Raw genomic sequence first — 24,274 nt, forward strand, 5'->3', positions numbered from 1 at the left:
CTATAGCGGTGGTATAATCGTTTTTGTCGCCGCTGAATGAGCGGTCTGACAGACAACAATCGATACTATGCCGCCGTAGCTCAACAGGTAGAGCAGCTGAATCGTAATCAGCAGGTTGGGGGTTCAAGTCCTCTCGTCGGCACCATTTCATCATCCATTCCCCGACAACGTCGGGTCATAAAGGAAAGCTCCCGCCAGGGAGCTTTTTTGTATATCAGACTTCCATGCCGCTTCGCTGCAACCAAACGCTATAGGAAGTATCGCTTCACACTGCGTCCACGGCATCATGCCGGTCCGGGTAACGGAAATAGCCCATGAAAAATGGCTTATTTGCCCGATTTGGCCCGCCTCGTCGGAAATAGCCAGTGAAAACATGGCTTATATGCTTCGACAGAGCCCGAATTTGGCTTTTTAGCTGAAATAGCCAGTGATTTCACTGGCTATTTCAGTGCTGCTGCCCGTTTAAGACGAAATAGGCAATAAAGCATGGCCTATTCTGTAAAGCTGCTTGATCGAAGCGGCACAAAAAGCAATTTGGTTAGTTGGCAGAGGAGAGAATGCCGCTCTTCGTGCAACGTGTCTGCTTGGCGATGGTGCAAACAGGGGCGAGGGGCGGTGTCGGTTTAGCTGCCATGCGTTATGGCTTGTTCGGCACGTCTTTCCAATTGGCGACGTACAGTCCCGCCGCGGCCAACACGCCGAATGCATTGTCTTCTTCGTCAGCCAGCTGGTTGGCCGGATCGTTGACGATGCCGGCCGCCTCGCCTTCCGTCAAATGCTTCTCGTTGCCGGTATATTTGGGCTCCAGCGCTTCGATTTCTTCGCGATCCATGAAAAAGCACCTCCTTGGCGGGTAATATGCCCGTCGGAGGTGCTCATTATCCGCTCCTCGCATCCATTCAAACGGAAGCGCAGCCTGCCCATCGCTCAAGACTCGGTCGTCATTTGTTTCAGTTTGAGCACAAGCGCGTCCAGTTCTTCAAAGCCTTGTTCGATGTGTTTGATTTTGCTGTCCTGCGTTTCCAGACTGGCGGCGACTTCCTGCACCGAAGCCATATTCTGCTCCGTGATGCCGGCGATGGTGAGCATCTCATCGGAGATGGTTCCATAAGCGGTACGCAGGCCCGAGGATGAGCCGGCCATCAGCCGGGATTGCCGGTCGACCGCATCGGCGTTGCCGGCCATCTCCGCGATCATCGCATCCAGCCGGATGGCGGCTTGGCGGCTCTTTTCGATCGCATCCCGGCCCAGTTCGATCTGGCCGCCCATTTCCGCTGTTTTCGACTGGATGGATTCCAGCATCGTCGTAATGTGCACGGCCGCTTCGCCGGAATGCTCCGCCAGCTTGCGCACTTCGCCGGAGACGACAGCGAAGCCGCGGCCGTGTTCGCCGGCGCGCGCAGCTTCGATCGCCGCATTCAGCGCGAGCAGGTTCGTTTGGTTGGCGATATCGCCAATGGTCGACACCATGTCGCCGATACGCTGGTTGCTCGCATTCAGTTCTTCCATCAAGGCAACTGTCGATTGCACGATCGTATGTACGTTCTCCATGCCGCCCCCGAGCAGCAACGCTTGCTCACGAGCCGTATGGGTCAGCTCGGCTGTCCGCGAAGACAACCCTTGCATGAGTGCAGCACCTTCGGCAACGGAGGCGACCGATTCGTCAACCGTACGCGTCGATTCGCTAATATCGCCCACGCTGCGCGTCTGGGTTTCGATGCTGGATGAAATGTCCTGGAAGGCATACGTCACTTCGCGCGAAATGCTGCCGGTATCGGTGACGTTCACTTTCATTTGTTCGCTGAACCGGGTAAGCACCTGAACCGTGGAGGAAATGTGCTCCAACAGCGATTCCGCCCGCTGCCGCGCTTGTTCGGCTGCTTTCTGCTTCTCGAAGACGTCGCGCTGCAAACGTTCGCCGAAACGCATGGAAGCGATCAAGGCGCCAGTCACCAGCACGATGAACAAATAAAGCGTCATCGGGTCGTTCTTGCCAAACATCGGCTCGCGGTAGTACGGATCGGAAACGAGATAGACGGTAAGTCCGATCGAAAGCAAGCCCGAGAACAGAATCGGGCGGTAGTTGTTGTACAGCGTCATGACGGCAAGATTGACATACACGAGCAAATACGTCGTTATTACCGGTTCGGTGCCTGTCGTGACGAGCAAATAGGTCAGCACCGTTATGGAAGCGCTGATGACATACATGGTGTATTGTTCGAGAAAATGGGCGTATGTCATCGCAGCGGCAATACCGCAGGTAATCGCGCCGACGATGATGAGCATCACGATGGAATCCATCGCGGCCGCGGTCAAAAATTGGACGGCGATGCCAAGAATCAGCATGCCAATGATGACATTGACCATCAATTTATTGCGTTGATACAATACATTATTGTCTTTCAAGTGCTCACCTCACTGTCAAAGTTGCCGGCCGCAGCCGGGAAGCGGAACCCTTATTTGGCTTCCGCGCGAAACAATTGCCGGGTGCAATATTCGATGATGTCGCTTCTGCGTACGATGCCGATGAATTTTTCCGTGTCGTCCACGACCGGTACAAAGTTTTGCGCTTTCGCCAAGCTGATTAAATCGTTCATGTCGGCATCGATGCGCACCGGCTTGATTTGCAGGCGCAGCGGGATTTCCGCCAGCAGCCGCCGATGGGCGTTATCGAAGCTGAGTTCTTCGTTGTTCTTGAAAAACCAGAGCAAATCTCCTTCCGTAACGGTGCCGGCGTAAGTGCCGTCTTCTTTGACGATAGGTATGGAGGTATACCGGTGAAACTCCATTTTTTCGAGTGTTTGCCTGAGGGTGGAATGCAAGGTGACGCTGGCAACCTCGTGCTTGGGCAGCAGGAAAAAAGCGATATTCATGTCGAAAGCTCCTTTGTTGGTGGTCCTTTCCCAGATTCATTTTACCACAATAGAATTTAAAAGTTTCCGGTTGCAACGGGAAAGGTAAATTCTATTTGGCGATACTTCCGATGCCTCTGCGGCGATGAGAAGAAAAGCGCCGAAACCCGAACGGGGCTTCGGCGCCAGGCTATGGTCGGAATTGGTAGGAATGGTGTTGCTGCAAAAACTCCATGTGGCCCGACTTGCCGATATAATCTTCCATGGCGTCCCCGTAATGCATCAGCCGAATGTTCCGTTGTATATCGTCCGGCAGCGTGAGCAATTCGCTGAGCGTCGCGTGAATGATGCCGGGTCCGTTTAGCTGGCAATCGTGCAGGATGACGGTGCAGCCGCGGTCCAGCACGGCTTCGATCCGTTTGCGGTCGAACACGGAATCGGCGCTGAAATAAAGGAAATCATTGATGATCGCGCCGTAGCTCGGTTTGCCCTTGACGTGGATCGTATGCAGCGTTTCGATCGTCAGGCCGGGGATAATTGGCGTGCGCATCCCATCTTGCAGGACCACAACATCGAAATAATCGTCCAGCGAATGAATGCCATCCGCCGTATTCTCCAAATTGCCGCGCAAGCTGTTCTCCCACAATATCGGCATGAGCGCCTCCGGAACAAACAGCGGCATTTTGCGGCGGAACTCGTACATCATGCGGAAGGCGACTTCTTCCAGGCCGCCGATATGATCCTCATGCAAATGCGAAATAAAAATGCCGTTAATCGCGCCAAGCGAAATGTTCATGTCGTACAGCGACCGCGGCACCGTATGGCCGCAATCGAGCATCAGGTTGTAATCGCCGCACGCAATCAGGGCGCTCGTATTGTAGTACTTTTTGGCAAAGGCGCTGCCCGTGCCCAACATCATCAACGATAGCTCCATGCTTTCCCCCTATAATAACGAAGACGATAATAGCCATAGAAAGACGAACCTTCTATTAATCTATCATCCTGATGACAAATTGAAAAGAATATTGTCAAAAATTGCGATCAAAATTTCATCAAATCAAAATAAATTTCTTTTTCCGGTAGCCGCAACCGTTCGAACGACATAAGGTATCGTATCTCGGAATCGGCGGAAGCGGGGAAACTACAGTGGCGGGAAAAGGGAAAGCGAACGCGAAAAAAAATCATTTGTCGCAGCTCGACCGCAATCAATTCAATATGAAAATCGTTACGTCGGACGTTTGCGAAGTGTGCAAACAACAGTGCAAACGCGGTATCGCCTACATGGACAAGATGAGCGGGCAAGGCGCAATCGGGTTTGGCGTGCCCTGTGTGCTAACGCGCGGCAAAGCCTATAAATAATGCAAACGGCTGTCGCAACTCTTGAAACGGTTTCGAGTATAAAGAGACATAAACATTCGAAACCTTACTGGAGGTCAGTTGACGATGAAAGCCAAACGATTGCTGCTGCTCATAACGATTTTCTCCACGGTGTTTGCCGCGTCTGTATACGCGGATTCGCTCTGGGGGTCATATGAGGGGTATCCCATCGTCAAAGTAAAAGCGAACGACAGCGATGTTACTATAGAAGGCAGTTCCGCCCCGGCATTCGTCATCAACGGCAGCACGGTGCTGCCGATTCGTCCGATTGCCGATGCCATGGGCGCCGCGATCAAGTGGGACAGTGCCACCAAGACCGCGAGCTTGTACAAGCCCAACGTACATATCATTACGGCAACGAAAGTAAGCAAAGACGGCAAGTCGATCGACGGCACCTTCAGCAAGGTGACGAAAGGAGATACGATTTCGTTCGCCGCCAACGTGCAGGTCGACAATTTCAAAGGCGGCTTCACGAATTTCCGCATTTCGGTCAACGATCCGTTCGGCGAGCCGGTCGATTCGATCGACGTGCCGATGGGCGACGCGGCGGACAACTTCTGGTTCACCGCATCGTTTAAAGTAAAGTTTGCCTATGCGGGCAATTACGTAGTAAAATTTTGTTTGCCCGGCGATGACGGCAATTACACGCCGATCGCGACAAAAACAATCATTTCGGAATAAGACGAATAGGTGGAGTGGCATGAAGTTGCAGCAACGCACCATCGAGTTGCTCACGGCGGAGCAAACGCCGGACGAAAGACAGGAATTGGCATCCCGGTTGTTGAACGGCGGTTATTCCCAGTTCAGCTCGCTGCTGACGGATTTGAAGCAGGAAATCATGAGTTGCGAAGAGAATCGGTTGGAATACGTACGGATCTTGCTGCGCCAAGCTCGCGAACTTGTACCCGAACCCGTGCTCATCAGTCCGTCGTGGGAGCGGATTTGGGACGAATACGATGCGGTATTGCGAGTGAAAGAAGAAGTGCTGCGGGAAATTGCGCCGGAGCGCAGAGACGGGGAATGGCAGATTATTATGGACAACCCGTTTACGAACGAAGGCATTTCCTGTTATCCGTCGCTGTCGTTCATCGAAGCAGCTTATTTATACGCCTACTTCCGCAAAGACCTGAAGAAAACGGAATACATCCGGCTGCAGAAGATTGACACGCTTATCATGACGCAAGGCTCCTGACTTCGATGCAGAAACCCCACTTTGTGGGGTTGTTTTGTGATTCGCTTCGGCTGATTGACCTCCCACGCGCGGCATGATACCATACGAGGGAACGGCACTACTATGAAGCGAAAGAAAAGAGGGGTAAACGTGCATAATCACGACGACGGCTGCGGCTGCGGACATGACCACGATCACGATCATGAGCACGAAGACGACGTATTTCTGGTGACGGATGCGGACGGCATCGAACGCGAGATGGTGATGGTATATACGTTTGAGTCGAAGGAACAAGGATATGCGGTGCTGATCGACCGCAACGATCCGGAGGCGGACGGCGTTATTTTCCGCATCGAGGAAGAGAACGACGAAGCGTATCTGGTGACGATCGAAGACGATGAAGAGTGGGACCGCGTCGTAGCGATTTACAACGAAATTGCGGCATCGGAAACGGATTCGGAAGCAAAAGCATAATTCCCGGTTTATTGCAAGCGATAACCGAGAGCGTTCCCGCCAAGGAATGCGCTCGGTTTTTTTGCGCGAAAAAAAAAGGTTGACGGAGATGGAAAACGTTTCTATAATGACAATGATAATCATTATCAAATAATGCATATATAAGGAGAGTCAAGAAATGACCCGTATTCGCACTGTATTCGTTTCGCTGTTCGCAGGCTTGATCGTTTTGGCGATCAGCGCATGCGGATCGAACAACAATCAGGCGGCACAAGGCGCCTCCCCGGCTGCGGCAATCCCTTCCGCCAGCGTTGCGCCAACCGCTTCGCCGTCGGTTCAGCCAAGCGCCAGCGCATCGGCCGCTCCGGCGAAACGAACGATCACTCACGCGCTGGGCCAAACGGAGGTTCCTGCCAAAGTGAGCCGCGTGGCGTCGTTGACGCCGCATTTTGCCGACCATCTCGTAGCGCTCGGCATTACGCCGATCGCCTCCGTATCGCGCGAAGCGGGCGACTTCGAACCGTATTTGGCGGCACAGCTGAAAGGGACCGAATCGCTTGGCCAGCAGTCCGCCCCGAGCCTGGAGAAGCTGGTCACACTCAAGCCGGATTTGATTCTGGCCGTTGAGAAGGACCATTCGAAGGCGTATGAAACGCTGCAGAAGACGGCGCCGACTCTGATTTTTACGGACAAGGAGATGGAGCAGGACTGGGCGGGAGTATTCCTTAAAGTAGCGGCCGCCGTCGGCAAAAAAGACGAAGGCAAAGCGAAGCTGAAGGCGTTCGAAGATCGCACGAAGGCGCTGAAGGAGAAGCTGGCCGCCAAGCTGGGCAACGAGACAGTCGTTTTCTTCAAAATGACCGACAAAGACGCGCGGGTGCTGAGCAAGAACAGCCCGCTCGGCAAAATCGCGTATGAGCAACTCGGCCTGAAGGCGCCGCAAGGATTGCCTGACGGCGAAGGCGAAATCAAGATTGCGATCGAAAAGCTGCCGGAAATGAACCCGGATCATATTTTCGTGATGGATGTGAACGTACCGGATTACGTCGACAAATTGAATGAGGCAATGAAGACGCCAATCTGGCAAAGCCTGAACGCCGTTAAAAACAAGCACGTCTACATGGTGCCGCTGCGCGCGACGAAAACCGGCTTTGGGCTTGTGATGCATGGTTTGTTCGTCGACGAAGTGCAGAAAGCTTTGCTCGGACAATGACAGGTTCTCCCCTGATGCCAACAGCGCGGCCCGCGGCCGCGCAATCCCGCAAAGGAAGGCTGCGCCCATCCTTTTTGCTTTGCCTGGCTTTGGCCGGAACGCTTGTCCTCTTGGCCGTATCCGTTTCCACCGGCGCCGCATCCATTCCGCTGTCGACTGTAATCGACGCGTTGTTCGACTACGATGGCGCATCGGTTCAGCATTACACCATCCTGTCGGTGCGGCTGCCCCGCGCGATCGTTGCCATTGCCGTCGGCAGCGCACTGGCCGTCTCCGGCGCCATCATGCAGGGGATTACGCGCAATCCGCTGGCCAGTCCGGGCATTATGGGCGTATCCGCCGGATCGGCCTTTGCGGTTGTGGTTGCCTTTGTCTGGTGGCCGGTGTTATCGTATCACGCGATGATCGTCGTTTCGATGAGCGGTGCGGCCATTGGGGCCGCCATCGTTTACGGAGCGGGGGCGCTGGCGGCGCACCTTGGGTCGGCCCAATATGCGCGGGTGAAGCTGGCGCTTGCAGGGGCGGCGGTAAGCGCATTGTTCGGCGCCTTGTCGGAAGGCATCCAGCTTTACTTCGGGATCGCCCAGGACACGATGTTCTGGTACGCGGCCGGCATATCCGGCGTCAAATGGGCGCAGGTGCAAACGATACTGCCCTGGTTGGCGGCCGGGATGGCGGTTGCCATGCTGCTGTCCGGGAGCATTACGCTGCTTGGTTTGGGCGAAGACACCGCGGCAGGCCTCGGCTTGCGGGTGAGGCGAACGAAGCTGCTCGGCGCGCTGGCCGTATTTGCGCTGACCGGATCGGCCGTGGCGATTGCCGGTCCGATCGGCTTCATCGGCCTTGTCGTGCCGCATTTGACGCGATTCCTTGTCGGCATCGACTATCGTTGGGTCATACCCTGCTCCGCGGTGCTTGGCGGCTTGCTGCTGCTTGCCGCCGATACTGCGGCCAGGCTGGTCAATCCGCCGCAAGAAACTCCGGTCGGCGTGTTGACCGCGCTGATCGGCGTGCCCTTCTTTCTGTATTTGGCCAGGAGGGAGGGGAAGGGGCTGTTATGAGACGGTTACCTAAGCATCGGTTATGGGTGGTGCTGGGGCTGCTGCTGGTTGCCGACGGACTGTTCGCCGTCCATTCGGGGCCGGTCGGCTTGCGTCCTGCCGAGACGATGCGCACCTTGTTTGGCTACGGTTCGCCCGATGCGGAGCTTATCCTGTTCGATATCCGTCTGCCCCGGATCGTTCTTGCCATGTTGGTCGGCGCCGGTTTGGCCGTGGCGGGCGCGATCATGCAAGGCATCTCGCGCAACGCACTGGCCGATCCCGGCATTCTTGGCGTCAACGCCGGCGCCGGCCTTGCGGTTGTGCTTTATGTCGCGTATTTCTACGGCAAGCTGCAATACGCGCCCGTCTACGCATTGCCCGCAGTGGCGTTCGTCGGCGCGGCGTTTGCGGCTGCGCTGGTCGTTGCGCTGGCCCATCGCAATGGCGCGGTCGTGCCGATGCGGCTGCTGCTGGTCGGCATCGCCTTGACGGCCGGAATCGGCGCGGCCATGCTGTTTTTGACTTATCGCATGAATGCCTATAATTATACCTTTGTCAAAGTATGGATGACGGGCAGCATTTGGGGCACCAACTGGACGTACGTGCGAGCCATCGCCGTCTGGATTGCCGTGCTGCTGCCGCTGGCCGTGCTTCGCGGGTACCGGATCAACCTGCTGACGCTCGGAGAACAAACTGCCGCCGGTCTGGGCATGCCCGTACGGCGCGAACGGGTGCTCCTGTTGGCAATTGCCGTCGGTTTGGCCGGTTCCTGCGTCGCTGTCGCCGGAAGCATCGGCTTCGTTGGTCTGCTCGCTCCCCATTGGGCGCGCATGGCGTGCCGCGCCGACTATCGGGCGTTGCTGCCGGCATCCGCGCTGGCCGGCGCGATTCTGGTGCTGCTGGCCGACACGATCGGCCGAACGATCGCACAGCCGGTGGAAATTCCGGTCGGCGTTGTAGTGGCGGCCATCGGCGCGCCGTATTTCCTGTTCGTGCTGATGCGCAAATAACGGGGAGAACGCCACATGCAAGCGGTGCGAGCGGCTGGCGAATAAAAAACCCCCGGCACCACCGCAGGCGGCGGGGGACCGGGGGAAACGCGAGCGTTATTTGCGCGGGTTGAAGTACATGACCCGGCCGTTGAACAGATGAAGCTCGGCTTGCAGCTGTTTGCCGAGGTGTTTGCAATACTCGTTGGCCTTCGCCTTGTCGCCGTGTGTGGAGCCATCCGGCAGCACGACCTGGATATAGTGCCGCGAGGGCTCCTGGCCGTCGTCGGTGCCGACGCCGAACAAAATATAGTTGTAAAGCGGATTCGTTCCCTTCAAATAAAACCAGCGATCCTTGCCTTCCGGCTTCGATTCGAACGAATACGGAAAGCCTGCGTCGTCGTACTCCCACGACAGCTGTTTGCCGGTAAGCGCGAGCTGCTCCTGGTAATGATGAAGCCGGTCCTGCAATTCCTCCAGCGTCATGGAAGCGACGGAGGAGCCTTCTACGAATTTGATGAAAGCGCTTTGCGCCATCGATGCGACACCTGCCCCGATATCGTTATTCTTTTCCAATCATAGCACTATCAATGGGGGATTACAACGTGGAAAGGTTCGCCGGATGTCTGGGCGCTGGCAAAACGGACCATACTAATCAAGAGACCGGCGCAAGGGCCGGTCACGAAATGGCGGTCGTTTCGACGATCACTTTCACTTGCTGCACGGTACGGTCTTCCGGACCTTTGACCGGCAAACCGACTTCGACATGGTCGGTAATGTAGTCGATGTTGTGCTGCGAAATCACTTCGCCCGGCAGCAGAATCGGAATGCCCGGAGGGTAGACGTAAATGAATTCGGCGATGATGCGTCCGGCCGACTGCTTGAACGGAATCACTTCCGTATCGCCGTAGAAGGCGTCCCGCGGCGAAAGCGACAGCTGCGGAATGTCCGGAATCGTGATGACCAGTTCGTTCTCCTCACGCACGTTGTGATGCTCGGCGGCGAGCGCGCGCAGCGCTTCGATCAGCGTCTCTATCGACTCGCGGGTATCGCCGGGCGTCACCAGGCACAGGATGTTGTACATGTCGCTGAGCTCGACTTCCAGGTTGTAGCGGTCGCGCAGCCAGTTTTCGGCGTCGTAGCCGGTCAGGCCAAGCTTGCGCACATGGATGCACACCTTGGTCGGATCGTAGTCGTACGTCGCTTCCGTGCCGAGGATGTCTTCGCCAAACGAATACAGCCCGGGAATGGCGTTGATGCTGCGGCGCGCGTGCTGGGCAAGGTCGATGGCGGTTTGCGCCAGCTCGTAGCCATTCAGCTTGAGATGCCGGCGCGCGGCATCGAGCGAAGCGAGCAGCGGATACGACGTCGAGGTTGTCGTCAGCATGCTCTGGATCGTCTGGATGCGCTTCATGTTGATGCGCGGACCCTGCACGTTCAGCACCGAGCTCTGCGTCATCGAGCCGCCGAGCTTGTGCACGCTGGTCGCCGCCATATCGGCGCCGGCCGCCATCGCCGACATCGGCAACCGGTCGTGGAAGTGGATGAGCACGCCATGCGCTTCGTCGACGAGCACGGGAATGTCGTAGCTGTGGACGAGCTCGACGATTTCCTGCAAATGGGCGCATACGCCGTAATACGTCGGGTTAATGACGAGCACGGCCTTGGCGTCGGGGTGCTTCTCCAGCGCGCGGCGGACCGAGCTGGTCGTCACGCCGTGGTCGATGCCGAGGTTCATGTCCCGCACCGGCGACAGGAATACCGGCTTGGCGCCGGCGAAAATGATCGCGGACATGATCGACTTGTGCACGTTTCGCGGCACGATGATCTTGTCGCCTTCGGATACGACGGACAGGATCATTGTCATAATTCCGCCGCTTGTTCCCTGAATGGAAAAAAAGGTATAATCGGCATGGAATGCGTCCGCCGCCAGCTTCTGCGCTTCGGCGATCACGCCGGTCGGCTGGTGCAGATCGTCGAGCGGTGCTATATTGATAAGATCGATGGACAACACGTTGTCGCCGACGAAGCGGCGAAATTCCGGATCCATGCCCACGCCTTTCTTGTGGCCCGGGATATGAAACTGGACAGGGCTCGCATTCGCGTGCCGGACAAGCGCATCGAACAGCGGGGCTTGTCTGTGATCCATCAGACATCTCTCCTTTACTCGCGTTTGGCCTGAAATCGACCAGAATAGGCAAAATTCGCAAACAAGCTGAGTATAGCAGAAAAAGGGGGGGATGCAAGTTAATTTTTTGCATCTCCGGCCGTTCCTACGCATGCTCGGCAGCTTTTTTTTCCACAACAGATGGCGGTGAAACATGCGTTCGAACGTCTTATCCGCGGTGCTGGGGAGACATGTGCTGTCCCCCTTCGTCATCCAATTGCTGTTCATCATGTTCGTCGTGCAGTTCGTAAAAGGCGGGCTGCTCATCACTTTCCTGCCGGTGTATATGGACTCGGCGCTGCATGCGACGAAGTTCGTCATCGGATGGACGATGGCGGTGCAGTATATCGGCGACAACGCGCTGCGCACGCCGATCGGCTGGGTGATCGATCGCATCGGCTACCGGCTGACGATGCTGACGGGAGTCCTGATGACGCTGCTCGCGGTCGTAGTCATCTCGATTTCGACCGACATGATCTGGATTATCGTCGCCTGTGCGCTGCTTGGCGCCGGGACTGCGCCGCTATGGCCGTGTGTCATCACCGGCGCGACCGAGAGGGCCGGCGAGAAGTCGAGCGGCACCGTCATGAGCGTGGTCTATATGGCGTGGTTGACGGGTGTCGGACTCGGGCCGTTCGTGACGACGTATTTCATGCACGGCGCCTTCGATTCGGCGTTTCGCCTGCTGACCGTTTTGATGATTGCCGTCGTCGCCGTCGCCTTCTTATTGCCCGGCCGTCGCCATGCCGAACGGACGCGCGAGGCGAGCCGACCGGCGCACGAGCGGGCGAGCCGCAAGGCGCAAACCGTCGCCCTTACGGTGGCGCAACGGACACGCCGTTATTTGGCCGAAGTGCGGCAATCGCTAACGGTCAGTCCGGTGCTGTTTCCGGCCATGTTCGCACAGACGTTTGCGCTTGGCTTGCTGACGCCGGTGTTGACGTTGTATGCGACGAAAGAGCTGATGCTCACCGGCAGCCAGTTTCGGCTGTTCCTGCTCGCGGGCGGCGCCGTGACAGTGCTGTTCATGATCCCGGTCGGCCGACTCGTCGACCGCTGGGGGACGACATGGTTTCTGCACGTCGGCTTCGCGCTCAGCTCCGTTGTGCTCGTGCTGTTCACCCACGCCCGTTCGCTTGAGACGCTGTTCGTACTCGTCGGCTTGCTCGGCATCGGTTACGCATTGCTCATTCCGGCGTGGAATGCGCTGATCGCCCAGGCGATTCCGCCGGATAAACGCGGCGCAGTGTGGGGGTTCTTCCTGACGATCGAAGGAGCGGGAACGACGATCGGTCCGATCTGCTCGGGCCTGCTCTGGGACCGGATCAATCCGCACGCGCCGTTCGTGACGAGCGGCATCGTGCTGGGGCTGCTGTTTTTTGCCCACTGGTTCATGACAATCGACAATCATCGCCGGCGGGCGGCCGCGTGACGGCCGCTCCCGCGCCAAGACACGAATGCCGGGCAACCGGCCACCAGGTTTGGAGGAAAAGAAATGAACAAGCAGCTCGGCATCATCGTTATGCTCATCATGACGGTATTTATCGGTTTCGGCATCATTATTCCCGCATTGCCTGCCATCGTTGTCGACAGCGGCGGCGAAGAGTTCCACCTCGCCCTGCTGCTTTCGTTGTATTCGGCCGCTTCGTTTCTGATGTCGCCGTTCTGGGGGGCGCTGTCCGACCGCATCGGCCGCAAGCCGATTATTTTGACCGGTCTGGCCGGCTTCTGCGTCAGCTTTTTCGTTTTCGGGATGGCGGAGCATCACTTGTGGCTCATGTATGTGGCGCGCATCGTCGGCGGTCTGTTCTCCGGCGCGGTGACGGCTTGTGCGGTTGCGTACGTGGCTGACATTACGACGGAAGAAACGCGGACCAAAGGCATGGGGCTCGTCGGCATGGCCATCGGCGGCGGCTTCATCATCGGGCCGGGCGTCGGCGGCTTGCTCAGCCTTATCAGCAATGGCGCGCCGTTCTTCGCGGCATCGATTCTGGCCCTGATCGCTTTGCTGCTCGCCGGCAGCATGCTGACGGAATCGCTCACGCCTGCCAAACGGGCGGAGAGACGAACGACGGTCAAGCAGTCGCGCTGGAAGGCGTTTGCCGGCCGGCTGAAATATTTGTACGTGCTCAGCTTCTTCGTATCGTTTACACTCGCGGGGCTGGAAACAACGTTCCAATATTACCAAATGGACAAAATCGGCGCCAAGCCGTTCGACATCGGCATGATGTTTCTCGTAAGCGGCGTCGTTGGCGCCTGGATCCAGGGCAGCGTCGTGCGCAAGCGGATCAAAAAGGGCGGCGAAGCGCGTGCGGTCATGCTCGGGCTGGCGCTGTCGGCGGCGGGCTTCATCCTTATTTTGTTTTCGAGCAGCGTCTGGACCGCGGCGATTTATTTGGCCGTCTTCGGCGCCGGCAACGCGCTGATTCGTCCTTGCGTCACGTCGCTGATTACGACGCGCACTACGGTAGGGCAAGGGGTAGCGTCGGGGCTGAGCTCGTCGATGGACAGCCTCGGCCGCATTCTTGGGCCGCTGCTCGGCATGGCGTTGTTCAAAGGCGGCCATTCCTGGCCGTTTATCGCCGGGGGCGCGCTGTGCGTGGCGGCGGTATGGCTTGTGCAGCGTTTTGCGGCACTCGATCGTCATCATGTGCAAGCAAGCGGAGGACAAACGGCAAGCTGAATGGGGCCGAAAAATGAATATAGCCCATAAAAAATGGTTTATTTGCTGGATTTGGGGTACCTCGTCGGAAATAGCCAGTGAAAACATGGCCTATTTTTACAAGATGCTTCGTCGGAGCGGCACAAAAGCGAATTTGTTAGTAGGTGGAGGAGAGTGATGGATGCTGCGCTTTGTGCAACGTGTCTGCCTCTTCTGCCCACTATCCCTTTGACTCAGCCTGAAGGAAATGTCTTCTCCGGAATCCCTTTCTGCTCGCTATCCCCTTCGCTCAGACTGGAACGGGGGTGGCCCTCCCCGGAACTTCCTTTCTGCCCGTTATCCCCTTGACTCAATCTTAAGCATCAACAACTTTTCTCCCATCCTAAGCAAGGTATCCTCTACTATGCACGGACACCATTCAGGTATAGCATCAAACTAACTCGATGCATATAAACTCCAACTTGAGCCGACGGGATAGCCAGCAAACACATCCTTCAGTTGACTACCGTCCCCTCACTCCTCTTTTCTCCCCATGCTGCCGAATATATGCACATTCGCCGCCGCGCCAACCAGAGTCATTAGGACAACCTGCAAACACGTAATTCAGATGGCCGCTTTAGCATGGCCTGGAAGGTCAGAAGGGGGGCAGTTACTGTCGCGTATCCTGATAACATTGGGGCGGAGGGGGAGGGAGAAGCTGAGCGATTTCTGCAAGAAAGCGGCTTCGGAAACCTATGCAGCGTTCGCCTTTGTTTTCCGGATTCCCTTCCCGATCTTGATTGTTTAAAGGAATCCGGAAAACAAGAAGCGATCGGAATACCAACCCTCGCGCGCAGCGGGAGCCGGTTTCGCCGGAAAGAGGTTTTTCTTGCGCATGCGGTCAAGCGTTGGGTAAGTCCGAAGCGGGGGAGAGCAGCAAACGGATCGTGACCGTCGTGCCGACGCCTGGCTCGCTGTCGATGTTGATGGTGCCGCCGGCTCGTTCGACAAGTTGTTTCGTGATCGCAAGGCCAAGCCCGGAGCCTCCGGATTCGCGGTTGCGCGATCGGTCCGCGCGGTAGAAGCGTTCGAACAAATGCGGCAGTTCGTCCTCCGCAATGCCGATGCCGGTATCGCGAACTTCCAGATTCGCATGGTCCGCATCGACGGCAAGCGTCACCAGCACTTCGCCGCCTACCGGCGTAAATTTGATCGCATTATGCACGACGTTCAGCACGGCTTGGCGCAGATCCGCTTCGGAAATGCGCACCGGCACCGGCGTATCGCCGAAAAGCTCGCGCACCGGGATGCCGCTGTGCAGCAAGCCGGCCTGCTTGGTGACCGATTGGACGACCTCGACGGCGTCGGCAACCGGCGGTTCGATTTCGCCCGGATCGGAAGGATTGTCGCCTTCATCGAGCATCGCCACCTGCAGCAATTGGTCGGTAAGCAGGCGGAGCCGATTCGATTCCTGCAAAATATAGGCCAGCGACTCGTCGATGACAGCCGGCGACGTGCGGCCCCAGCGACGAATCATGTTGGCATGGCCTTCGATGATCGTCAGCGGCGTTCGCAGCTCGTGCGAAGCGTCGGCGACGAACTGCTTCTGCTGCTGGAAGCCGTGATCGATCCGGTTCAGCAAGCCGTTCAGCGTTACCGTCATTTCGAACAGCTCGTCTTTCGATTTGGGCAGCGGGATGCGCTGGTGCAAGGCATTCACGTCCATTTCGCGAATGCGCCGGGTAATGTTGCCAACCGGCCGAATCGACGCGCTCGCCACAAAATACGAGATCGCCGCCGCAAACACGATGCCGCCAATGCCGCTGAACAACAGCAGGTTGCGCATAAATTTGGTCAATTGCATCAGCTTCTGCGCATTTTCGTATAGCTCGATCATCAGCATCGGCTGGCCCTGGCTGACGTTCTTCCCCTGGACGACGGCAAAAAAGATGCGTTTGCCATTGGAGCGGTACTCGTCCTCCTGGGAGCCGTCTTCCTTGCGCAGCGTTGTCGGATCGACGGTCGGCAGCCATTCGGCAGGAAAATGAAACCCTTTCTCGTACAGGATGCGGCCTGTGCCGTCGCGGATGCGGATATATTGGTCGCGTTCGAGGTCTTCGGCGAAGGAGGCGATCGCCCGCCGCGGGTCTTTGCGCAGGCTGTCGACGAATTGCTCGATGCGCAGCTTGAGCAGCTGTTTCTCGTTGCGTTCTTCCATGCCCTTGAACGTAAAGTAAACAAAACTGAGCGCCAGCAGCAAGATGATCGAAATTGCCGCCGCGATCAGCAGCGTTGTCCGCCATTTGAACGATTGCCGGGAGAAGCGGATCATGACTTGTCACGCAGCACATAACCGTATCCGCGCACGGTGTGGATCAGCTTGACCTCGTGCGGATCGTCGATTTTGGCGCGCAAATAACGGATGTATACGTCGACGACGTTCGTGCCGCCGGCAAACGAAAAGCCCCAAACATGCTGCAGCAGCGTCTCCCGGTTCAATACCACTTCGCGGTGCTCGAACATATATTTCAGCAAATCGTATTCCCGGGTCGACAGTTCGATCGTTTGGCCGGCACGCGTGACGAGATGCGCATCCGGGTCCAACTCGAGGTCGTGAATGCGGAACACGGTTTTGACCGTTTCCGCGGTCCGCCGCTGGATCGATCGAATGCGCGCGATCACTTCCTCGATTGCAAAAGGTTTGGTCACGTAGTCGTCGGCGCCGCAATCGAGCCCTTCGACGCGATCTCTCACGGACGCGCGCGCGGTCAGCATAATGACCGGCGTCGTTTTGTCGCGGCGCAGCCGCCGGCATACTTCGACACCATCCATGCGCGGCAGCATCCGGTCAAGTACGATCGTGTCGAACCGTTCGGCCAGCGCCAGCTCCAGGCCTCGTTCGCCGTCATGGACAACCGTCACATGGAAGCCTTCGTGCTCCAGCTCCAACTGCAGGAAGCGCGCCAGAGGCGCTTCGTCTTCGATAATCAAGATCCGGTTCGGCTCCATCATGCGTTTCCCCTCCGCATTTCGCGACAAAGCTGCTTCGCCTTGGCGAAGCAGCCTGTCGACACGTGATGCAAATCTTCGGTCCGAGCGGCCGGCTTACGATTCCCGCAAGTCGCGCTTGCGTTCGACCGCTTTCTCCAGCATGGGCGTGAGCTCGTCCTTCAGCTTGGCGACCAGCTGCTGCTTGTCGATGCCGCGCGCGGCGGCGATTTCGGCCAGCGACTTGCCGGACTTGAGTTCGCTTTGCAGCTGCTCCTGGCTGATGCCGATCAGCTCGGCCAGTCTTTGCGGCGGCAGCATCGCCGCGCCGTAGTGGTGGCCGAACTTGTCGCCCGGCTTGACGTCCGGCAGCGGTCCTTGGTGCGCGACCAGCTTCGCGAGCCGCTCCGGCAAATGCTTCTTGATGCGGGCTGCCTTGTCCGCGTCGAGCTTGCCTTTGGAGACGGCGGCATCAAGCCGTTTCTCTTTCATCGCGACGAGCTTGGCGACAAGATCGGCTTGTTTCACGCCTTTGCTTTCCGCCACTTCGCCGACGCTTTTGCCGGCGTCCAGCGCCGCGCGCAGTTCGCCCGGCTTGACGCCGATAATGCCGGCAGCGTCTTCAATAAAGGTGAAGCGGCGCACTTCTTTCGTTTTTTCCTTGCCAACGCTTGGGCCTTGCGCCGCGTCATCTGCAAATACGGAGCCGATAGCGGACGGGATGCCGATCGCAAGCGATGCGGCGAGGTAAAGCGTGGCCAATGTACGGTACGTGCGGGATTTCAACGGAAACACCATCCTTTTCCAAGAGTCCCGTTTAGTGTGCACCGCAACAACGATTTTTAGTAATTGTTTCCTTAAAAAGAGATTAGAAATTAACGGGCGGCAACGGCCGTTTCGTAGAACGGCATCAGCACGGCAAATGTCTCCCGCGCAAGCTCGGCCAGCGACTGCCCGTCGGCAACGCGCGGATCGTCCGGCTGCAGATGACGGCCGACGAGAAATTCGGCGCTGCGCACATCGCGCAGTCGTTCCAGCGCGGCGCGCCAGTCGCGCTCTTTCCAGTCGCCGGCTCGATAATGGTCTTTTTTCGTATGGTCAAGCGAAATGACGTAATCGTCCGGCACAAGCGCCTTCAGCTTGCGCACGCCGCGCAGCAGGCGTCCGGCGATCGCCGCTTTCTCCGGCAGCTCGTAAATGAGCGCGAACCAGAGGAACAAGTGGTCGTCGAACAAACCGATCTGGAAGTGGGGCAGCATCTTGTAGCCGCGTTTGCCGGGGGCGAATGCCATCCAGGTGTCTTTCGGCGGATTCGTCGTGCGGCGCAAATGCTGCGCGATATGGACATGCAGCTCGTGGCCGGCCTGGGCGGACAGATCGGCGCGCAGCTCGTCGCCGAGCAGGCGGAATTTCGGCTGGATCCGTTCGCGCAACGCTTCCATGCGGGGCGCCAGGCCGTCGATCGTAAAAACGGCAAAATCCTGCGGGGCAAATCCTTGTACGCTCATGCCAACGTTCCTCTTTCCTGTTCCCTGTTTCGCAGGGGGATTGCAACATTATTTTGACTTCGATTACCGAATTATAACATAGTTTAACCATGGGAATAAGCCGTCTGCAAGCAGTTGCGGGAGGTTGGCGCAGACAAGCCGGGCTGTCGGACGAACGCTTGACCTGCAGGCGGCCGCGGGAGCACAATTTGCTAAAAATAATCCATAATCCAAGTTGCGAAAACATATGATTCATAATAAGATAGGAGTAAAATAAGTTGTCTGAACATTCAGTAAATATGCCCGGTCACATGTTTCAAGGAGGGATCGCCGTGAGCAAAAGTCATGAAGTGGAATATTGCAACCTGGAGCTGCGGTTCGACCGCCGGCTAATCCGACAATTCATCAAAATTTTGATTCAGGAAGGCTTTTCCCTTTATTGGAATGAAAGCGACCAACAATTCATCATTTCCGTGCGCACCGGCCGCAAGCTGGTGAAATTAAAGTTTCAACGGATCGGCGACCGGTTCAAAATTATCGGCAATTACTCCTTCAAGGACGAGAAGCTGGCAGAGCTGATGGAGAAGATGATCGGCGACACGCGCGGCCACGCCGTCGTCAAGAGGTTTCGCGACAGACAGATTCTGATCGAAAACATTATGTTCGGCGAAATTATCCGCATGGTGGAAATTTCCGGCGTCGAGCACAAAATATTGTTCCAGCGGGAGCCGGTTTTTACGACGGAAGAAATTATGCGCGCGCTGAAGGCGAAGCGGATCGAAGAGCGGATTCCGGTGCTGCGGATGGAGCTGGACTACGAGCTGGCCACGCTGCATGAAGCGATGCGCAGCGGAAGCGCGGCCGACATCGCGGCCAGCAAGGCGAAGCTCGAAGAACTGCGCCAGGAAATGCTCAAGCTCGAACTGTAGCGTGCCGAATAATTGAACATGCGGACCTCCTCGGCCGGGGAGGTTTTTTTGTTGCCGGCGGCGAAATAGAAGGGGATCATTCGGAGAAAGCTGCATTGTTAACGTGTGCAAAGCTGTGGTATGATGATGCCGAGGTGAACGAGATGAGCGTGACGATCAAAGATATTGCCCGCCAGGCGAACGTGTCGCATACGACGGTGTCGCGGGCGCTGAACGATAGTCCGCTGATCAATCCGGAAACGAAGGAACGCATCCGCTCGATCGCCAGCAGTTTGCACTACATCCCGAACATTCGCGCCAAAAGTTTGGTGAAAGGCCGCACGTACAACATCGGCCTGTTTTTTACGACGCTCGGCAATTCGACGTCGCCGGCTTTTTTCTATGAGACGGTCGGCGGCGTAAACGCGGTCATCAAGGACAGCTACAACCTGGTCGTGCGGGCGATCGACGATTACGGCGATTACGGCGCGATCACGAAAAAAAGCTTCGACGGCGTCATCATCATGAGCCAAAGCGCGGCGGACGACGCTTTCATTCGCTATTTGCGCGAAGCGCACATCCCGCATGCGGTGCTCAACCGCCGGCTTGGCCGGGCGAAAGGCACGGTCAACGTGCTTTCCGACGACAAGGAAGGAGCGTTTCGCCTGGTCGAGCATCTGATCGGCTGCGGGCACAAGCGCATCGCTATTATTGAAGGCCGCGAAGGCTTCCAATCGTCGCAGGAGCGGAAAGCCGGCTATTTGCAGGCGCTTGCCGCCCATGGCTTGACCGCGCCGCCGGACTACCGCCAGCAGGGCCGGTACGATCCGGAAAGCGGCTACTTGGCGATGCGCAAGCTGCTGGCGGCCAGCCCGCTGCCGACGGCCGTGTTCTGCGCCAACGACGAAATGGCCGTCGGGGCGATGCGCGCGGCGCAGGAAGCGGGGCTTAAGCTGCCGGACGACATGTCGGTCGCGGGCTTTGACGATAATGTCTTCTCCGGCTACCTGTCGCCGGCGCTGACGACGGTGCGCCGCCCGATCCGCGCCATCAGCCAGCAGGGCGCCGCTTGTCTGTTGGAGCTGATCGAGCGCAAGCATGCGGCCGATACGGCGATTTATTTGGAGACGGAACTGGTGCTCCGCGAGTCGGTAAAGACTTACAGCGGGCGATAACAAGAGAACAGGGAGGCAATCGTAATGAGCATTTTGCGGACATTGCTGCAGGACATTCCGATCCCGCAGATGGTGCGCATCCGCCAGCGGTTCGACGCGGACAAATTGGCTGATCCGGCAGGCGAACTGGCGAAGGAGCTGCGGAAGCCGGAAGTGGCCGGCAGCATCAAGCCGGGCCAAAGCGTGGCGATTGCCGTCGGCAGTCGGGGCGTGGCGAATATCGCCGCCTTCACGAAAACGACGGTCGATGCGGTGAAGGCGGCCGGCGGCGAGCCGTTCATCGTGCCTTGCATGGGCAGCCATGGCGGAGCGACAGCGGAAGGGCAGCGCGAGGTGCTGCACCATCTGGGCGTAACGGAAGAAACGGTTGGCGCGCCGATTCGCTCTTCCATGGAAGTGGTGAAGCTTGACGAACTGCCGAACGGGCTGCCGGTATACGTCGACAAGCTCGCGTCGGAAGCCGACGCGATCGTCGTAATCAACCGCGTCAAGCCGCATACGGCATTTCGCGGGCCGGTCGAAAGCGGCGTGATGAAAATGATCGCCATCGGCCTCGGCAAACAGAAGGGCGCGGAAGCGTGCCACCAGCTCGGTTTCAAATACATGGCCGAAAACGTGCCGGCGATGGCGCGCATTATGCTGGCGAAGCTGCCGATCGTCTACGGCATCGCGCTGGTCGAAAACGCCTACGACGAAACGTGTCGCGTAGAAGTGTTGCTGCCGGACCGCATCGAGGCGAGGGAGCGCGAGCTGCTGGATGAAGCGAAAGCGCGGCTGCCGCAAATTTTGTTCCCGCAAATCGACGTGCTCGTGATCGATTACATCGGCAAAAACATCAGCGGCGACGGCATGGATCCGAACATTACCGGCCGCTTTCCGACGCCTTACGCGCACGGCGGACCCGACGTGTCCAAGATGGTCGTGCTCGACTTGACCAAAGAAACGAAAGGCAACGCCAACGGCGTCGGCACCGCCGATTTTACGACGCAGCGGCTGGCGGACAAAACCGACTTCGCGGTCATGTACGCCAACGGCCTGACATCGACCGTCTGCGCGCCGACGAAGCTGGCCACCGTGCTCGAAAACCAGCAATACGCGTTCCAAGCGGCTATCAAGACGTGCAACATTCTCGACTATACGAAATGCCGGCTGGTGCGGATCAAGGACACGCTGCATCTCGGCGAAATCGAAATTTCCGTCAACATGCTGGAGGAAGCCCGGCAGCACGGGCAGATCGAGATTTTGACGGAGCCGTACGACTTACCATTCGACAGCGAAGGGAATTTGTTTGCATGAACGGAAGCAAGCCATACGTCGTTGCCGCCGATATCGGCACGACCAGCACGAAAACGCTTGTCATCGATCGCGAAGGCCGCGTGCTCGCCTCGCATGCGATCGAATACCCGCTGCATACGCCGAAGCCGGACCGCGCCGAGCAGGACCCGCGGCAGCTGTACGAGGCTGTCGTGGAAGGCATCGGCGCCGTCGTGCGCAAAGCGGCGGTGCTGCCGTCCCAGGTGCTGTGCGTATCGTTCAGCTCGGCGATGCACAGCCTGATCGCGGTTGACGCGGCCGGCGAACCGCTGACGCCGTGCATCACGTGGGCGGACAACCGCAGCGCGGCGTACGCCGACCTCGTCAACCGCGAGCGGAACGGTCGGGCGATCTACATGGCGACCGGCACGCCGATTCATCCGATGTCGCCGCTGCTCAAGCTGATGTGGATGAAAGAGCACGATCCGGCAATTTTCTTAGCGGCATATAAATTTATCGGCATTAAGGAATTTGTTTTTGCCAAGCTGTTCGGCGAATACGCGATCGATTATTCGCTGGCCAGCTGCACCGGCTTGTTCAACCTTCAGGCGCTTGACTGGGACGCGAACGCGCTGGCGCTTGCCGGCATCGACGCCGAGCGGTTGTCGCGCCCGGTGCCGACGACGCACCGGATGGCAGGGCTGCGTCCGGACCTCGCTGCGGCGATGGGGCTGGCTGCGGACACGCCGTTCGTGCTCGGCGCCTCTGACGGCGTGCTGGCGAGCCTCGGCTCCGGCGCCTTCGAGCCGGGCGTGTTCGCCGTGTCGATCGGCACGAGCGGCGCCGTGCGCGGCGTGGTGGACAAGCCGCTCACCGACCCGCAGGGCCGGCTGTTCTGCTATGCGCTGACGGACAAGTTCTGGGTGATCGGCGGCGCGATCAACAACGGCGGCATCATGTTCCGCTGGGTGCGCGACCAGCTGGCGACGCTGGAAGCCGAAGAAGCGCGGCGGATGGGCGTCGATCCGTACGACCATCTGGCGCAAATTGCTGCCGGCGTCGACGCGGGATCGAACGGGCTCATTTTTATGCCGCTGCTGGCCGGCGAACGGGCGCCTTATTGGAACGCCAATGCGCGCGGCGTGTTTTTCGGGCTGTCGCTCGTGCACGAGAAGCGGCACATGATCCGCGCCGTGCTCGAAGGCGTCGTGTACCGCATCCATTCAGTTGCCGCGGCGCTGGCGGAACTGTCCGGATCGGCGCGGGAAATTCGCGCTTCCGGCGGCTTTGCCCGTTCGGTGCTGTGGCGCCAGATGATGGCGGACGTGACCGGCACGCCGGTGACGGTGCCGGACGCAATCGAAAGCTCGGGGCTCGGCGCGGCCCAGCTCGGGCTGCTCGCCATGGGCGAAATCGCCGATTTTGCCGGCGTGCACGATTGGGTACGCACGGGCACGAGGCATGAGCCGGACACGGCCAACCATGCGGTGTATACGGAGCTTACCGCGATTTATGCGAACGTCTATCAGCAGTTGCGCGGCGATTTTGACGCCATTGCGGCGTTTCAGCAGCGGCATTGACATTTTTGACGATCATGGAGGAGAAACGGATGCACAATTTATTCGATTTGACCGGTCAAACGGCAGTCGTCATCGGCGGCAACAGCACGCTGGGCGGTTCGATGGCGGCGGCGCTCGGCGCTTACGGCGCCAGCGTGGCGATCGTCGGCCGCAACATGGAGAAATGCGAAGCGGTCGTAGCGGAAATCGCGCAGGCAGGGGGGACGGCCAAAGCGTTTTTTGCCGAGGCGACGAAAGAGGAAGATTTGCGCGCGCTGCTGGCCGACGTGCTCACCTGGACCGGACGCGTCGATATTCTGATGAACTGCCCGGGCACAAACAGCGCCACGCCGTTCTTCGAGCTGACAATGGAAGAATGGGACCGCATCATGGACGTCAACCTGAAGAGCGTTGTGCTCGCCTGCCAGGTATTCGGCAAACGGATGATCGAGCAGGGCGAAGGCGGCAGCATCATCAACATTTCGTCGGTGTCGTCCGACCCGCCGCTGTCCCGCGTGTTTACGTATTCGGCGTCGAAGGCCGCGGTCAACAACGTGACCAAATACCTTGCGCGCGAATTTGCTCCCGACCGGGTGCGCGTCAACGCGATCATTCCGGGTTTCTTCCCGGCGGAGCAGAACCGCAAAATTTTGTCGCCGGAGCGGGTGGAAAGCATCATGCGCCACACCCCGATGGGGCGGTTCGGCGAAGCGTCGGAGCTGCAAGGGGCGGCGGTTTATTTGGCCTCCGGCCGCGCTTCCGGCTTCGTGACCGGCACGCTGCTGCGCGTCGACGGCGGTTTTGGCTCGATCACCATCTAATCGCCGCATCAGGTTTCATTTGGCAGAAACGCCGCAATCGCGTTATAATGATTTTATTTTCGAAGCAAATCAGCGAGGAAGGCTCGGCGCAAGCGGTGAAAATCAATGCCGATTGGACCTGGGAAGCGGCCCAATGCGGTAATGGTCGTTATGGACAAATGAATTCGTTCGAAGGA

Annotated in this window: 24 protein-coding genes and 1 tRNA gene; 15 read left to right on the top strand and 10 right to left on the bottom strand. The window is 58.1% G+C overall.

Annotation, left to right across the window (positions count from 1 at the left end; all coding sequences use genetic code 11):
- Nucleotides 1-69: 69 nt before the first annotated feature.
- Nucleotides 70-145: transfer RNA gene (locus EXY20_RS01815), tRNA-Thr, on the top strand.
- Between the two features lie 492 nt (nucleotides 146-637).
- Here the strand turns inward: EXY20_RS01815 and EXY20_RS01820 are convergent.
- From EXY20_RS01820 to EXY20_RS01835, 4 genes are all read right to left on the bottom strand, one after another.
- Complete coding sequence (locus tag EXY20_RS01820; protein WP_135546993.1) at nucleotides 638-832, bottom strand: hypothetical protein; 195 nt, start codon at nucleotides 830-832, stop codon at nucleotides 638-640.
- A gap of 95 nt (nucleotides 833-927) precedes the next feature.
- A complete protein-coding gene (locus EXY20_RS01825) occupies nucleotides 928-2,406 on the bottom strand; it encodes a methyl-accepting chemotaxis protein (protein ID WP_135546994.1) in 1,479 nt (492 codons plus the stop codon).
- A gap of 50 nt (nucleotides 2,407-2,456) precedes the next feature.
- A complete protein-coding gene (locus tag EXY20_RS01830; protein WP_135546995.1) occupies nucleotides 2,457-2,873 on the bottom strand; it encodes a CBS domain-containing protein in 417 nt (138 codons plus the stop codon).
- Nucleotides 2,874-3,042: 169 nt separating this feature from the next.
- On the bottom strand, nucleotides 3,043-3,786 hold the full coding sequence (locus EXY20_RS01835; protein ID WP_135546997.1) for an MBL fold metallo-hydrolase: 744 nt from the start codon (nucleotides 3,784-3,786) through the stop codon (nucleotides 3,043-3,045).
- 212 nt (nucleotides 3,787-3,998) lie between these two features.
- Between EXY20_RS01835 and EXY20_RS01840 the strand changes: the two genes are divergently transcribed.
- From EXY20_RS01840 to EXY20_RS01870, 7 genes are all read left to right on the top strand, one after another.
- Nucleotides 3,999-4,211 (top strand): hypothetical protein, encoded by a 213-nt coding sequence (locus tag EXY20_RS01840; protein WP_135546999.1) that lies wholly within the window; start codon nucleotides 3,999-4,001, stop codon nucleotides 4,209-4,211.
- A gap of 84 nt (nucleotides 4,212-4,295) precedes the next feature.
- The gene (locus tag EXY20_RS01845; RefSeq protein WP_135547001.1) at nucleotides 4,296-4,910 is read left to right on the top strand and encodes a stalk domain-containing protein; all 615 of its coding nucleotides are present in this window, start codon (nucleotides 4,296-4,298) and stop codon (nucleotides 4,908-4,910) included.
- Nucleotides 4,911-4,929: 19 nt separating this feature from the next.
- Complete coding sequence (locus EXY20_RS01850) at nucleotides 4,930-5,421, top strand: hypothetical protein (protein WP_135547003.1); 492 nt, start codon at nucleotides 4,930-4,932, stop codon at nucleotides 5,419-5,421.
- Between the two features lie 102 nt (nucleotides 5,422-5,523).
- Complete coding sequence (locus EXY20_RS01855; protein WP_135547005.1) at nucleotides 5,524-5,874, top strand: DUF1292 domain-containing protein; 351 nt, start codon at nucleotides 5,524-5,526, stop codon at nucleotides 5,872-5,874.
- Between the two features lie 157 nt (nucleotides 5,875-6,031).
- Nucleotides 6,032-7,066 carry an ABC transporter substrate-binding protein gene (locus EXY20_RS01860; protein WP_135547008.1) on the top strand — a complete coding sequence of 345 codons (1,035 nt, stop codon included), beginning with the start codon at nucleotides 6,032-6,034 and terminating at the stop codon, nucleotides 7,064-7,066.
- Between the two features lie 14 nt (nucleotides 7,067-7,080).
- Nucleotides 7,081-8,127 (top strand): FecCD family ABC transporter permease, encoded by a 1,047-nt coding sequence (locus EXY20_RS01865; protein WP_135547010.1) that lies wholly within the window; start codon nucleotides 7,081-7,083, stop codon nucleotides 8,125-8,127.
- Nucleotides 8,124-9,119: a FecCD family ABC transporter permease gene (locus tag EXY20_RS01870; RefSeq protein ID WP_135547012.1), complete on the top strand. Its 996-nt coding sequence runs from the start codon at nucleotides 8,124-8,126 to the stop codon at nucleotides 9,117-9,119. Before EXY20_RS01865 ends, EXY20_RS01870 begins: the two co-directional genes overlap by 4 nt.
- A gap of 96 nt (nucleotides 9,120-9,215) precedes the next feature.
- Here the strand turns inward: EXY20_RS01870 and EXY20_RS01875 are convergent, their stop codons facing one another.
- Nucleotides 9,216-9,635 (bottom strand): DUF1885 family protein, encoded by a 420-nt coding sequence (locus tag EXY20_RS01875; protein WP_135547014.1) that lies wholly within the window; start codon nucleotides 9,633-9,635, stop codon nucleotides 9,216-9,218.
- A gap of 142 nt (nucleotides 9,636-9,777) precedes the next feature.
- Complete coding sequence (locus tag EXY20_RS01880; protein ID WP_135547016.1) at nucleotides 9,778-11,247, bottom strand: aminotransferase class I/II-fold pyridoxal phosphate-dependent enzyme; 1,470 nt, start codon at nucleotides 11,245-11,247, stop codon at nucleotides 9,778-9,780.
- 172 nt (nucleotides 11,248-11,419) lie between these two features.
- Here EXY20_RS01880 and EXY20_RS01885 point away from each other — a divergent pair, with 172 nt between their 5' ends.
- Together EXY20_RS01885 and EXY20_RS01890 are read left to right on the top strand one after the other, a co-directional pair.
- Nucleotides 11,420-12,697, top strand: coding sequence for an MFS transporter (locus EXY20_RS01885; protein WP_135547018.1), 1,278 nt, complete (start codon nucleotides 11,420-11,422; stop codon nucleotides 12,695-12,697).
- A 63-nt stretch (nucleotides 12,698-12,760) separates the two neighbouring features.
- Nucleotides 12,761-13,948: an MFS transporter gene (locus tag EXY20_RS01890; protein ID WP_135547020.1), complete on the top strand. Its 1,188-nt coding sequence runs from the start codon at nucleotides 12,761-12,763 to the stop codon at nucleotides 13,946-13,948.
- A gap of 859 nt (nucleotides 13,949-14,807) precedes the next feature.
- On the opposite strand, the gene EXY20_RS01895 is transcribed toward EXY20_RS01890, so the two are convergent.
- The 4 genes from EXY20_RS01895 to EXY20_RS01910 form a co-directional block, all read right to left on the bottom strand.
- The gene (locus tag EXY20_RS01895) at nucleotides 14,808-16,238 is read right to left on the bottom strand and encodes a sensor histidine kinase (RefSeq protein WP_135547022.1); all 1,431 of its coding nucleotides are present in this window, start codon (nucleotides 16,236-16,238) and stop codon (nucleotides 14,808-14,810) included.
- Nucleotides 16,235-16,915, bottom strand: coding sequence for a response regulator transcription factor (locus tag EXY20_RS01900; RefSeq protein WP_135547674.1), 681 nt, complete (start codon nucleotides 16,913-16,915; stop codon nucleotides 16,235-16,237). Before EXY20_RS01900 ends, EXY20_RS01895 begins: the two co-directional genes overlap by 4 nt.
- A 96-nt stretch (nucleotides 16,916-17,011) precedes the next feature.
- On the bottom strand, nucleotides 17,012-17,680 hold the full coding sequence (locus tag EXY20_RS01905; protein ID WP_135547025.1) for a hypothetical protein: 669 nt from the start codon (nucleotides 17,678-17,680) through the stop codon (nucleotides 17,012-17,014).
- Between the two features lie 89 nt (nucleotides 17,681-17,769).
- Entirely contained in the window at nucleotides 17,770-18,402 is a 633-nt protein-coding gene (locus tag EXY20_RS01910) for a YktB family protein (protein ID WP_135547027.1), read from the bottom strand.
- 311 nt (nucleotides 18,403-18,713) lie between these two features.
- On the opposite strand from EXY20_RS01910, the gene EXY20_RS01915 reads away from it, so the two are divergent.
- The 5 genes from EXY20_RS01915 (at nucleotide 18,714) to EXY20_RS01935 (ending at nucleotide 24,098) form a co-directional block, all read left to right on the top strand.
- Nucleotides 18,714-19,310 carry a hypothetical protein gene (locus EXY20_RS01915; protein WP_135547029.1) on the top strand — a complete coding sequence of 199 codons (597 nt, stop codon included), beginning with the start codon at nucleotides 18,714-18,716 and terminating at the stop codon, nucleotides 19,308-19,310.
- A gap of 143 nt (nucleotides 19,311-19,453) precedes the next feature.
- Complete coding sequence (locus EXY20_RS01920; RefSeq protein ID WP_135547676.1) at nucleotides 19,454-20,464, top strand: LacI family DNA-binding transcriptional regulator; 1,011 nt, start codon at nucleotides 19,454-19,456, stop codon at nucleotides 20,462-20,464.
- Nucleotides 20,465-20,488: 24 nt separating this feature from the next.
- Nucleotides 20,489-21,760, top strand: coding sequence for a nickel pincer cofactor-dependent isomerase, group 22 (locus tag EXY20_RS01925; protein ID WP_135547031.1), 1,272 nt, complete (start codon nucleotides 20,489-20,491; stop codon nucleotides 21,758-21,760).
- Nucleotides 21,757-23,298: a gluconokinase gene (locus EXY20_RS01930; RefSeq protein WP_135547033.1), complete on the top strand. Its 1,542-nt coding sequence runs from the start codon at nucleotides 21,757-21,759 to the stop codon at nucleotides 23,296-23,298. Before EXY20_RS01925 ends, EXY20_RS01930 begins: the two co-directional genes overlap by 4 nt.
- 29 nt (nucleotides 23,299-23,327) lie before the next feature.
- Nucleotides 23,328-24,098 (top strand): SDR family oxidoreductase, encoded by a 771-nt coding sequence (locus tag EXY20_RS01935; protein ID WP_135547035.1) that lies wholly within the window; start codon nucleotides 23,328-23,330, stop codon nucleotides 24,096-24,098.
- Nucleotides 24,099-24,274: the final 176 nt, after the last annotated feature.

Source organism: Paenibacillus cymbidii, from assembly GCF_004764705.1.
In the GTDB taxonomy this organism is placed as follows: Bacteria; Bacillota; Bacilli; order Paenibacillales; family NBRC-103111; genus Paenibacillus_AN; species Paenibacillus_AN cymbidii.

What these genes read in the sequence shown, in the direction of transcription:
- EXY20_RS01880 (WP_135547016.1), bottom strand. Translation starts at nt 11,247, where the DNA reads ATGGATCACAGACAAGCCCCGCTGTTCGATGCGCTTGTCCGGCACGCG.
- EXY20_RS01895 (WP_135547022.1), bottom strand. Translation starts at nt 16,238, where the DNA reads ATGATCCGCTTCTCCCGGCAATCGTTCAAATGGCGGACAACGCTGCTG.
- EXY20_RS01830 (WP_135546995.1), bottom strand. Translation starts at nt 2,873, where the DNA reads ATGAATATCGCTTTTTTCCTGCTGCCCAAGCACGAGGTTGCCAGCGTC.
- EXY20_RS01865 (WP_135547010.1), top strand. Translation starts at nt 7,081, where the DNA reads ATGCCAACAGCGCGGCCCGCGGCCGCGCAATCCCGCAAAGGAAGGCTG.
- EXY20_RS01930 (WP_135547033.1), top strand. Translation starts at nt 21,757, where the DNA reads ATGAACGGAAGCAAGCCATACGTCGTTGCCGCCGATATCGGCACGACC.
- EXY20_RS01835 (WP_135546997.1), bottom strand. Translation starts at nt 3,786, where the DNA reads ATGGAGCTATCGTTGATGATGTTGGGCACGGGCAGCGCCTTTGCCAAA.
- EXY20_RS01850 (WP_135547003.1), top strand. Translation starts at nt 4,930, where the DNA reads ATGAAGTTGCAGCAACGCACCATCGAGTTGCTCACGGCGGAGCAAACG.
- EXY20_RS01925 (WP_135547031.1), top strand. Translation starts at nt 20,489, where the DNA reads ATGAGCATTTTGCGGACATTGCTGCAGGACATTCCGATCCCGCAGATG.
- EXY20_RS01885 (WP_135547018.1), top strand. Translation starts at nt 11,420, where the DNA reads ATGCGTTCGAACGTCTTATCCGCGGTGCTGGGGAGACATGTGCTGTCC.
- EXY20_RS01855 (WP_135547005.1), top strand. Translation starts at nt 5,524, where the DNA reads ATGAAGCGAAAGAAAAGAGGGGTAAACGTGCATAATCACGACGACGGC.
- EXY20_RS01920 (WP_135547676.1), top strand. Translation starts at nt 19,454, where the DNA reads ATGAGCGTGACGATCAAAGATATTGCCCGCCAGGCGAACGTGTCGCAT.
- EXY20_RS01910 (WP_135547027.1), bottom strand. Translation starts at nt 18,402, where the DNA reads ATGAGCGTACAAGGATTTGCCCCGCAGGATTTTGCCGTTTTTACGATC.
- EXY20_RS01845 (WP_135547001.1), top strand. Translation starts at nt 4,296, where the DNA reads ATGAAAGCCAAACGATTGCTGCTGCTCATAACGATTTTCTCCACGGTG.
- EXY20_RS01870 (WP_135547012.1), top strand. Translation starts at nt 8,124, where the DNA reads ATGAGACGGTTACCTAAGCATCGGTTATGGGTGGTGCTGGGGCTGCTG.
- EXY20_RS01820 (WP_135546993.1), bottom strand. Translation starts at nt 832, where the DNA reads ATGGATCGCGAAGAAATCGAAGCGCTGGAGCCCAAATATACCGGCAAC.
- EXY20_RS01890 (WP_135547020.1), top strand. Translation starts at nt 12,761, where the DNA reads ATGAACAAGCAGCTCGGCATCATCGTTATGCTCATCATGACGGTATTT.
- EXY20_RS01875 (WP_135547014.1), bottom strand. Translation starts at nt 9,635, where the DNA reads ATGGCGCAAAGCGCTTTCATCAAATTCGTAGAAGGCTCCTCCGTCGCT.
- EXY20_RS01860 (WP_135547008.1), top strand. Translation starts at nt 6,032, where the DNA reads ATGACCCGTATTCGCACTGTATTCGTTTCGCTGTTCGCAGGCTTGATC.
- EXY20_RS01935 (WP_135547035.1), top strand. Translation starts at nt 23,328, where the DNA reads ATGCACAATTTATTCGATTTGACCGGTCAAACGGCAGTCGTCATCGGC.
- EXY20_RS01900 (WP_135547674.1), bottom strand. Translation starts at nt 16,915, where the DNA reads ATGGAGCCGAACCGGATCTTGATTATCGAAGACGAAGCGCCTCTGGCG.